Annotated in this window: 5 protein-coding genes; 4 read left to right on the top strand and 1 reads right to left on the bottom strand. The window is 66.1% G+C overall.

The window, feature by feature from the left end; translation table 11 throughout:
• The first annotated feature begins 412 nt into the window (after positions 1-412).
• The 4 genes from J8I33_RS19330 (at position 413) to J8I33_RS19315 (ending at position 7670) form a co-directional block, all read left to right on the top strand.
• The gene (locus tag J8I33_RS19330; RefSeq protein ID WP_124555066.1) at positions 413-1162 is read left to right on the top strand and encodes a response regulator transcription factor; all 750 of its coding nucleotides are present in this window, start codon (positions 413-415) and stop codon (positions 1160-1162) included.
• Between the two features lie 993 nt (positions 1163-2155).
• Positions 2156-5680 (top strand): YadA-like family protein, encoded by a 3525-nt coding sequence (locus J8I33_RS19325; RefSeq protein ID WP_209938714.1) that lies wholly within the window; start codon positions 2156-2158, stop codon positions 5678-5680.
• A gap of 59 nt (positions 5681-5739) precedes the next feature.
• The gene (locus J8I33_RS19320; RefSeq protein ID WP_245172216.1) at positions 5740-6582 is read left to right on the top strand and encodes an OmpA family protein; all 843 of its coding nucleotides are present in this window, start codon (positions 5740-5742) and stop codon (positions 6580-6582) included.
• Positions 6583-6860: 278 nt separating this feature from the next.
• Positions 6861-7670 (top strand): NYN domain-containing protein, encoded by an 810-nt coding sequence (locus J8I33_RS19315; protein WP_185641060.1) that lies wholly within the window; start codon positions 6861-6863, stop codon positions 7668-7670.
• Positions 7671-7707: 37 nt separating this feature from the next.
• On the opposite strand, the gene J8I33_RS19310 is transcribed toward J8I33_RS19315, so the two are convergent.
• Positions 7708-9846: an ATP-binding protein gene (locus J8I33_RS19310; RefSeq protein WP_245172214.1), complete on the bottom strand. Its 2139-nt coding sequence runs from the start codon at positions 9844-9846 to the stop codon at positions 7708-7710.
• Positions 9847-9880: the final 34 nt, after the last annotated feature.

Below are 9880 nucleotides of genomic sequence, written 5' to 3'. Positions count from 1 at the left end.
GAGCCGTATGCGGGGAAACTCGCACGTACGGTTCTTAGGGGGCGGCGGCGCAGCAATGCGCCGTCGCTACCCGACTTTTCCATTGACGGCTGCTGCCATCCGCAAGACCGGCGCAGACCGCCGTATGACTGCGACATGCTGCGCCGCGGTGGCCCGAATTCGCCGTTCAATCTACTAGCGCGCCGCCCGGGCAAGTAAAAAATTCCACAAAAAAGACGGGTTCCGTCTCTTTTTACCCATTGCGTAATTCATACGACGAATTCACAAAATGTCACAATCTTGTTCATTACCGATGACTTATATTCCTTAACCGTTTGTTTCAATCGCATCAAAAAGCAAACGTTTGCCTGCTCGCGAAGCCGACGTTTTCGGTTTCAACCGAGCAGGCCGATCATGATACCCGGGGGCACGCATGCGCATATTGGTTGTGGAGGACGATCCCGTTCAGGCGGAGGAAGTGCAAAGTGCACTCTCCCCCTTTTGCCACACGATCAAGGTCGTGGTCGACGGAGAGCAGGCGCTGCGTTACCTGCGATCCGAATCCGTCGACGCCGTCGTGCTCGATTGGCACTTGCCGAGCCTGACCGGCATCGAAGTCCTGAACTGGATCCGTACGCGTGCGGATGTCGAATACGGTGTGCTGTTCCTCACCAGCCGCGTGGACGAACTCGATGTCGTCAGGGCGCTGGAGGCCGGCGCCGACGACTATCTGAGCAAACCGTTCCGCGCCGAAGAGCTCGCCGCGCGGGTCAACGCGCTGTTGCGCCGCGTCGCGCGCAACGTGAGGCGCGACGAGCCGATCCGGGCGGGCGCGTACGTGCTGGACCCGGTGGAGCGCGCGGTCCGGCTTCGCGATGCCAAGATCGAATTGACGACGAAGGAATTTCAGCTCGTTGCATGCCTGTTTCAGAATCTCGGCAAGATCATGTCGCGCGAGTTGCTGGCAACCACGGCGTGGGGGCGCGAACTGGGAACAGAGTCGCGTTCGCTCGATACCCACATCTACAGGATTCGGCAAAAACTGAAGCTCGGGATCGAGAATGGCCTGCGCCTTTCCGCAATTTATACGCTCGGTTATCGACTGGATCAGATCAAGCCTTCCACCGAAGCTTCCGCCGACGTTCGCCGCGACGCGGGCATGCTGCTGGAAAGCCGCGTGTGAGTGTCGTTGCATGTGGGTGGCGCCTCCGGCAGGAGGCGCGGCTCCCGGCATGCTCCGACGTCATGCGCAGGCGCTTCGTTACGCGACAGAGCTGGCTTCCGAAGCGTTGGCAATCGCGTGGCGACGCCGCAACGGCATTGCCGATGCTGATCGTGCATTCACGCGCCACGACGAGTAGCGTGCGCCCGGAACCTGGTATCCGCTGACCGACGCCACCGATTCCGGTGCGCCGCTCGCCGACGCAAGAATCGCCCCGCATTCACTTCGCATTCCTATTCATTCGGAACACCGGCTGGCAACCGGCTCCCGACGCCTTTCGACGTTTTTACACCGATTCGGGTCCGCGGCAGATCGGCCGTGCCATCTACGTGCGATCCCATGCAATCCATCGCAATGAGGAAGCGTCGTCACACGTTAACAATCCTTCAAAACGTGACAAATGTTTTCTTTTTGATTCGAAGGTCCTCTCCTAATATCTAGCATCACAAGGATCATGCAATTAAATACGCTTATATCGTTTATCCGATCATCGCCCCGTTACCCATAAATCGATGATCTTCGATTAAAAAATCCATGCTGGATCGTACTGGCGACGCCATTAAAAAAACCTGATTTTCTCGCTTCAAGAATCGAGATCGCGCATTGAATTTTCAGATTGTTCTGCTTCCCCTATTACAGTAACGGCGGCCTGCCGCCGAGCAAGCACTTCTCACGCCGAGATATAGAAATGGAAAATCTCATGAAGCGATCCATGATCGACGCGGACGCGTGTCGTCGTCACGCGATCGACTTGCCCGGCCCGACGACGCGCCGAATTCGCCCCGCCCCGACTCGTGCCCGGCCCGACACATTCTCGTGGTCGCACATGCTCATTTCATTCCCGCAATAAATATGGATCAGACGCGCATACCGTGAATTCTATTTTCACAACACATTTAGTACCACTACCAAATCAAGCCTGATAGATCTTCTTATTTTATAGGGGTTGTCACGATGAACAGAGTGCACAAGGTCATATGGAGCAAGGCGCGCGGGGCACTCGTCGCCGTGTCGGAAATCGATACGGGCGGCGGAAAAGGCCAACCGGGATCGTCGTCGAGCCCGGTTGACGCACGTGGCACGATCCGTCGCCACGAACTTCGCATCACACAATGCGCGGCCGCGATCCTGCCGCTGTTACTCGGCACGATCGTCATGCCGGAGCAGGCGCTCGCCCAGTATCAGGCGGGGCCCGGCTCGAGCGCCACCGGTACCGCGGCAACGGCAGTCGGCACCAACACCGTCGCCGCCGGCACCGGCACCAGCGCGTTCGGGCAAGCCGCCACGGCATCCAACAGCAGTTCGACGGCCATCGGCGGCAACACCACGGCGAGCGGAGTCGGCGCGACCGCGATCGGGCATCAGGCATTGGCGACCGGCACCAACGCTTCCTCGCTCGGCGCGTCCGCCGCCGCGACCGGCGAAAACTCGAGTGCACTCGGCGATTTCGCGACGGCATCCGGAAGCGGGAGCACCGCATTGGGTGCCGGTGCCCGGGCAAGCGCCGACAACGCGCTGGCCAGTGGATTGAATGCAGCCGCGTCCGGCACGTCTTCGATTTCCCTCGGCAACGCGTCGGTTGCGTCCAACAATTCCGCGACGACGCTCGGTGCCGGCGGTACCGCATCGGGCGACCACTCGACCGCGCTGGGGACGCTGGCGACCGCGGCGGGCAGCTACTCGATCGCCACGGGCTTCGAATCGATCACCACCAACACCGCCGACGCCGGCATCGCGCTGGGTTCGGGCGCGTCGGTCAGCGGCGCCTCCGCCGTCGCGATCGGCGTCAACAGCGGCGCGTCGGGCGTCAACGCGGTCGCGCTCGGCCCGGGCGGCACAGCGGGCGTGCCCGGTTCCGGCACGCAGGCGACGGGCGCCCAGGCCGTATCCATCGGCTACAACGCGCTCGCGAGCAACACCTACGCACAGGCGTTCGGCAGCCAGGCGACGGCGAGCGGCACGAGTTCGATCGCGATCGGCAACACGGCCACGGCGTCCACCCTGTTCGGCATTGCGCTCGGCAACCTGGCGACGGCTTCCGGCATTTCCGGCGTCGCGCTGGGCGCCGGCGCGACCGCAGGCGGCGACAACTCGGTGGCCCTTGGCGTGAATGCAGGGGTATCGGCATACGGCGGCGTCGCGATCGGCACCGGCTCGCAAGCGCTGGCCGGTTCTACCGTCGCGTTCGGCGACACCAGCACGGTGGCCGCGGCCGCAGGCGCGGGTTCCATTGCCGGCGGTCACAACTCGCAGGTAACCGGCGGCACCGGTGCGGTCGCACTCGGCGAAGGGCAGACCGCGAACGGTAACGGCGCGGTGGCGATCGGCGATCCGAACACGGCCACCGGCAACGGCGCGGTAGCCGTAGGCGCCAACAACACCGCGAACGGCAATGGCGCGATCGCGCTGGGCAATACGAACGTCGCGACCGGGCAGGGTTCGGTCGCGCTCGGCAACGCGTCGCAGGCCAATGTCGGGGGCGCGATCGCGATCGGCGATTCGGCCAACGTCCAGGCCGCCGCAACCGGCGGCGTCGCGATCGGCTCGGGCGCGATCGCGAGCGTGGCCAACAGCGTCGCGCTCGGCGCGAATTCGTCGACCGTCGCCGCCACGCCGACTTCGAGCGCGGTCATTGGCGGCGTGACCTACAACTTCGCGGGCGCCGCCCCCTCCGGCGTCGTGAGCGTCGGTGCGCCGGGCGCGGAACGCCAGATCCAGAACGTCGCGGCCGGCCAATTGAGCGGCGCCAGCACCGACGCGGTCAACGGTTCGCAGTTGTTCGCGACCAACCAGCAAGTAACGGCGAACACGACCGCGATCTCGAACATCAACAATGGCGCAGGCATCAAGTACTTCCACGCGAACTCGACGCTGGCCGACAGTCAGGCGACCGGGACGGACAGCATCGCCGTCGGCCCTCAGGCAGTCGCGAGCGCGGCCAGCAGCCTCGCAGCCGGCACCGGCGCGCAGTCGAGCGCGGCGAACGGCGTGGCGCTCGGCGCGCAGACGGCCGTTTCGATAGCCGGCGGCGTCGCGATCGGCTCGGGCGCCGTATCGGATCGCGCCATCGCGGCCGGCAGCGGCACGATTCCGGCCGGCAGCCACACCGTCCCGTTCAATACGTCCGACGCGACGCTGCTGGGCGCCGTGTCGTTCGGCAGCGCGTCGGGCAACACGTACCGGCAACTGATCAACGTCGCCGACGGGACCGACGCGCACGATGCGGTCACGGTCCGGCAGTTGACCGGTGCGCTGCAATCGTTCGCCGTGACGCCGACGATGTACTTCCATGCCAACTCGACCGCCGCCGATTCGCTCGCGGTGGGCGCCGAGTCGATCGCGGTGGGGCCGACCACCGTCGTCAACGGAGACAACGGCGTCGGCATCGGCAACGGTGCGATCGTGCAGCAAACGGCGCCCGGCGGCGTCGCCATCGGCCAGGCCGCGAATTCCGGGCAGGCCGATGCCATCGCGCTGGGCAGCGGCGCGAACGCGACCGGGCCGCAATCGATCGCGCAAGGCGCGAACGCGGTTGCCAGCACGTCCGGCGGTATCGCGATCGGCTCAGGCGCGAACAGCAGCGCAGCCGACGCCATCGCTCTGGGCTCGGGCGCCAGCGCGAGCTTCGCGAACAGCATCGCGCTCGGCGCCGGCTCCGTCACGACGGTGGGCGCGCAGTCCAACTACATTGCATACGGCTTGAGCAGCCCACAGTCGTCGGCCGGCGAAATCAACGTCGGCAACCGCAAGATCACCGGTCTCGCAGCCGGGTCGGCCGGGACCGACGCAGTCAACGTCAGCCAGCTCGACGCGGTCAACCAGAACCTGACGACGTTGATCCAGAACCTCAGCAATACCAACGGTGGTGGCGGCTTCCCGTCGACGCCGGGCTCGTCGACCCCGCCGGCATCGACGGGCTCGAACTCGTCGGCTGGCGGCAACGGCGCGGTCGCGTCCGGCTCGAACAGCACGGCGGTCGGCAACGGCTCGACCGCATCGGGCACCGGCTCGACGACGATCGGTGCGGGTTCGACGTCGTCCGGCAACGGCTCCGTGGCCATCGGCTCCGGCAGCAACGACGGCGGGCGCAACAACGTCGTGTCGATCGGCACGGCGACTTCGACGCGGCAGCTCACGAACGTCGCCGCCGGCACCGCCCCCACCGATGGCGTCAACGTCCAGCAACTGAATGCCGCGGTCGGCAACGCGAACGCGTACACCGACGCGAAGATCCAGTCGCTGCGACGCGACGCGGACGGCGGCACCGCGAGTGCGATGGCCGTCGCGGGCCTGCCGCAACCGTCCGGCCCCGGCAAGAGCATGGTCGCGATCGCCGGCAGCGTCTATCGCAGCCAGTCGGGACAGGCGATCGGCATCTCGACGATCTCCGAAAACAATCACTGGATCTATAAGGCCGCCATCACGACCAACACGCGCAACGACTACGGCGCCGTGATCGGCGCGGGTTACCAATGGTGATGGCGGAATAAACGGCTGCACTGCAGCGATAGGCGGCGGCTGCGCGTAACGATCGATCGTTGCCGCAGCGCCTGATACGCGGCTCCTTATACGATGAGAGACTGATCATGAAAATCCAATGGGCACTCGCGCTTTCCGTCAGTGTGCTTTCCGTTGCATCCCTGCAAGGCTGCGCGACCGACGGGCCGCCCCGCTTCCCGGATCCGCAATCCGCCAGCCCGAAGGGTGGCACGTTCGTGAACGTGGCGAACCTGCGTAACGTCGGGCCCGGCCTGAACAAGGACCAGATGTTCGACCTGCTCGGCCCGCCTCACTTCAACGAGTGGTTCGTCGGCAGCCACACGTGGAACTACCTGTTCGACTTCCGCCGCGGCAACGAAGTCGTCTCGTGCCAGTACCAGGTGCGCTACGACGAGCACATGAAGGTGAGCAACACCTACTGGCGCGACCCCGCCTGCGCGGACTTCGTGCGCACGCCATCCGCCGCGCCGGTGGCCGCGGCAGAGCCGCCGGCCGCGCCGATCGAGCAATTCACGCTGCAGAGCGATGCACTGTTCGCGTTCGGCCAATCGAGCCTCGAATCGATGCAGCCCGGCGGCCAGGCGCAGCTCGACGATGCGGTCGAGCGGATCAAGCGCCACAAGGCGATTACGCGGATCGTCGTGGCCGGGCACACCGACCGGATCGGTACCCCCGCGGTGAATGACCCGCTGTCGCGCGCGCGAGCCCAAACGGTGCGCCGTTATCTGATCGCGCATGGCCTGGACGGCAACGTCATCGAGGCGGACGGCGTAGGATCGCGCGAGCCCGTCACGCATTGCCCACCCGGCCAGAGCCGCGCCGTGATCGCGTGCCTGCAACCCGATCGCCGGGTCACGATCGCGGTCAGCGGCCGCGACTGACGGGCCGCGACGCGGGCGGCGTCATTCACGTTTCGCCCGCGTGGCGGGCGCCACCGTTGACCAACCGGCAACCTGCATCGCGCGCCGGCGGCCGGCAACGCGCGCGTCGTGCCTCCCGGCAGCGCGCGCGTCGCGCGTTTTCCGCCGTATCGGCGGCGGGCCGGCACGTGTCGTGCACCCGCCAACCGCCCTGCCCGTGCAAAAAGCACGCGACGCGGCACGACGGCACTTGATTCGAACACCTGAGCGACGAGCTACCAGCAATCCGGATGACGACGATGAGAAGGGTCGGGGTGTACGTGGATGGAACCAGCATCGACGCGAATGGTGGCCACCTGATGCGATACGACGTGCTGCGCGCGCTCGCCGGTCGGGCCGGCGCCACGATTCAGCGGCTGCATGCGTATCTGAGTTTCGACGCACGCCGCGCCGCGCGCTCCGCCGACTACGATGCGCGGATCAAAGGCTATCAGGCGGCGCTGCGCGACAAGGGATTCCGCGTCACGGTCAAGCCGCTCAGGCACTTCGCCGACGAGGACGGCACCGAAACCGTCAAATCCAATTCGGATCTCGGCATGGCCATCGACGCGCTATCCGAATCGGACCGGCTCGACACCGTGCTCGTCGCCACCAGCGACGGCGATTTCGTCGAAGTCGTGCGAGCGCTGCAGAAGAAGGGATGCCGGGTCGAAGTCCTCGGTTTCGACAACGTGCCGCTCGAGTTGCGCGATGCGGCCGACCAGTTCATCAGCGGCTATCTGGTACCGGGCCTGCTGCCGGTCCGCGATGCGGCCGCCGGCTCGCCAGCCTGGGGCCAGGTCGGGTCCCGCGTGCGCGGCGTCTGCAACCGGTTCGAGCCGGACGACGGATACGGCTTCATCGCGTTCTGGGCCGCGTTGCCCGATACGCCGCTGCTTGCGGCAGCCGAGACCAGCCCTGCCTACTTTCGCGGCAGCAGTTTTCAGGATCCGTCGATCCTCGCCCGGCTGCCGTCCCGCAGCACGATCCTCGAATTCGACCTCGCAACGCCCGCGAAACACGCGGGCGCGCCGGAAGCGCGCCGGATCCAGGTCGTGTCCGCTGCATAGCCGGCGCTCGGTCGGCGGCGGCCGAATCAGCGGCGCATCAGTGCCCCAGCGCCGCGTCGTGATCGTGCTTCGACAGCAACATGAGGAAGGTCGTCCCTTCGCCGAGCGTCGAGCGGACCTGCAGCTTTCCGCCGAGCGAATCGACGACCGTCTTGACGAACGCCAGGCCCAGACCATGCCCGGACATCGACGCGCCGCCGTCCAGTTGCGTGAATTCGCGAAACAGCTTTTCCTGATCGCGCTCGGATATGCCGGCGCCGTAATCGGTCACGGCGATCTTCACGTGCCGGTCCGTGGCCGACAGTTCCACGTCGACCGTGGAGGCTTCGCGACCGAACTTGATCGCGTTGCCGATCAGATTGACGAACGCCCGCCGCAGCAATTGCACGTCGGCGATCGTACTCAGCCCCGGCTCCGCCGTGAGATTGACGGTCGTCGATTTCGCACTCGCCTGCGGCAGCAGATCGTCGACGGCATCGCCGAGCACCAGCGCGGGATCGACCGCGGCCAGCTTCGGCGGCAGATTCTCGGCCCGGGCAAGAAAGAGAAAATCGTCGGACAGGCTGAGTGCGCGCGTCGCATACTGTGATACCAGTTCGGCGAAGCGCTGCGGCGTGTACCGCGACGGCTCCCGCTGAATCTGCGAAACGAGCGCGAGAATCGACGCCTGCGGAGACCGCATGTCATGCGACAGGAATCGCAGCGCCATGTCGCGCTGCCGCTCGGCCATCCGGACGGACGAGACGTCCGCGACATGAAAGACCAGCGCACGCTCGCCGTAGACGGACGGGCGGATCGGCGCGCACTTGATCAGCAGCGAACGACCGCACCGGGCATTGGCGATCTCGATCCCCTGATCGAGTTGGGATTTCGTCTGGGCCGACAGCGCGTCGCCGTCAGACCAGTGATCGAGCGACGTCAACGCCTGCGCGGCGAATTCATTCGCCCGATGCGAAGCGGTGATTTGAAACAGCACGTCCGAAACCGGACGCCCCACCGGCGCCCGCCCAGCCCCAGGATGCTCGTCGGGCTCCGCGCACCACGCGGCAATCCGCTGGTTCGCCAGCAGCACCACGCCGGCAGCCGACGCAATCAACGTCGCTTCCGGAAGACTGTCGACCCATGCGTCGATCAGCGCACGATAGCGACGTACCTGCGCATCCAGATTCGCAGTCCTCTCCAGTTGCCGCCGAACCGGGTCGATGTACGGCGCGGTGTTCGCCGATTCCGCATGCAGCGACGGATCGGCCGCCATCCGGTCGCCCAGGAGGCCGATGAAGCGCAACGACACTTCGGTACGCCGCCAGAACACCAGCAGGCAGGCGAGCACGCACATCAGCATGCCGATGGCGGGCGGCAGCGCCTCGCCGCCGACCGCGAACATCACATACGCGATCGCTGCAACCGCGCCTGTGACGGCGAACGACGCAGCGAGGCCGGCGCGGGGACCGAACCGGTAGAGCAACGCGCAGATCACGCAGACGACGATCTCGTTGAACAGCAACGTCCATGCGAAACCCGTCTGGTGAAGCGGTGCCGTCATGGCCAGCCCAGCCGATGCATTCGCTGTCGCGGCCCAGTCTCCGCTCGGCAGCGTGCCGGCCGACGACACGCCGGGCCGGCCCTGCCCGAGGTCGACCGCCGCGCGAATCAGGACCGCGCGGCCGCTCAGCCGGCTCGACGGCACCGCGCCGTCCAGCACATTGACGTACGAGTAGCGCTCGCAAGGCCCATTCCAGCGAAATGCAGCATCGCGCGCGCAGGCTTGGCCGGTATTGCCGACGTTGCCGGTCCCCGCCTCCATGCGTGCAGTGCCGTGGCTTGCCGTCTCGCCGGCTGCCCGGCGCCCGGCGCGCGTGCGCGCGGCGTCCCGCAAACCGGTCAGGTCGATACTGACGACTGCGACGCCACTTCCGGCAAGCCGCTCCATCATCCGTTCGCGTGTTTCGATGCTGAACGGCCAGTTGCCCAGACGCGCGGTCGTGCGTTCGTCGACCACGATCATCGCCAGCGGCTTGACGGGCCCGCGGCGAACCGACTGCGAAACGAACTCGAACCACGCGCGGTCGACACGATGCAACGCCTCTGTCGCCGTGAGCACCGCGCAGACCAGCACCAGCGCAAACGTCAGGCGTATCCAGTCGGTCGCCCAATGCGCGGACACGTTCCCGGCCATCTGTCTGCCCTCGTCACATGAACGGCGCCGCCAC

This window comes from Burkholderia sp. AcTa6-5, assembly GCF_017815075.1.
Taxonomy (GTDB): domain Bacteria; phylum Pseudomonadota; class Gammaproteobacteria; order Burkholderiales; family Burkholderiaceae; genus Burkholderia; species Burkholderia sola.
Note: the sequence above shows the minus strand (reverse complement) of the source record. Positions and strands in the feature narration are given on the sequence as shown.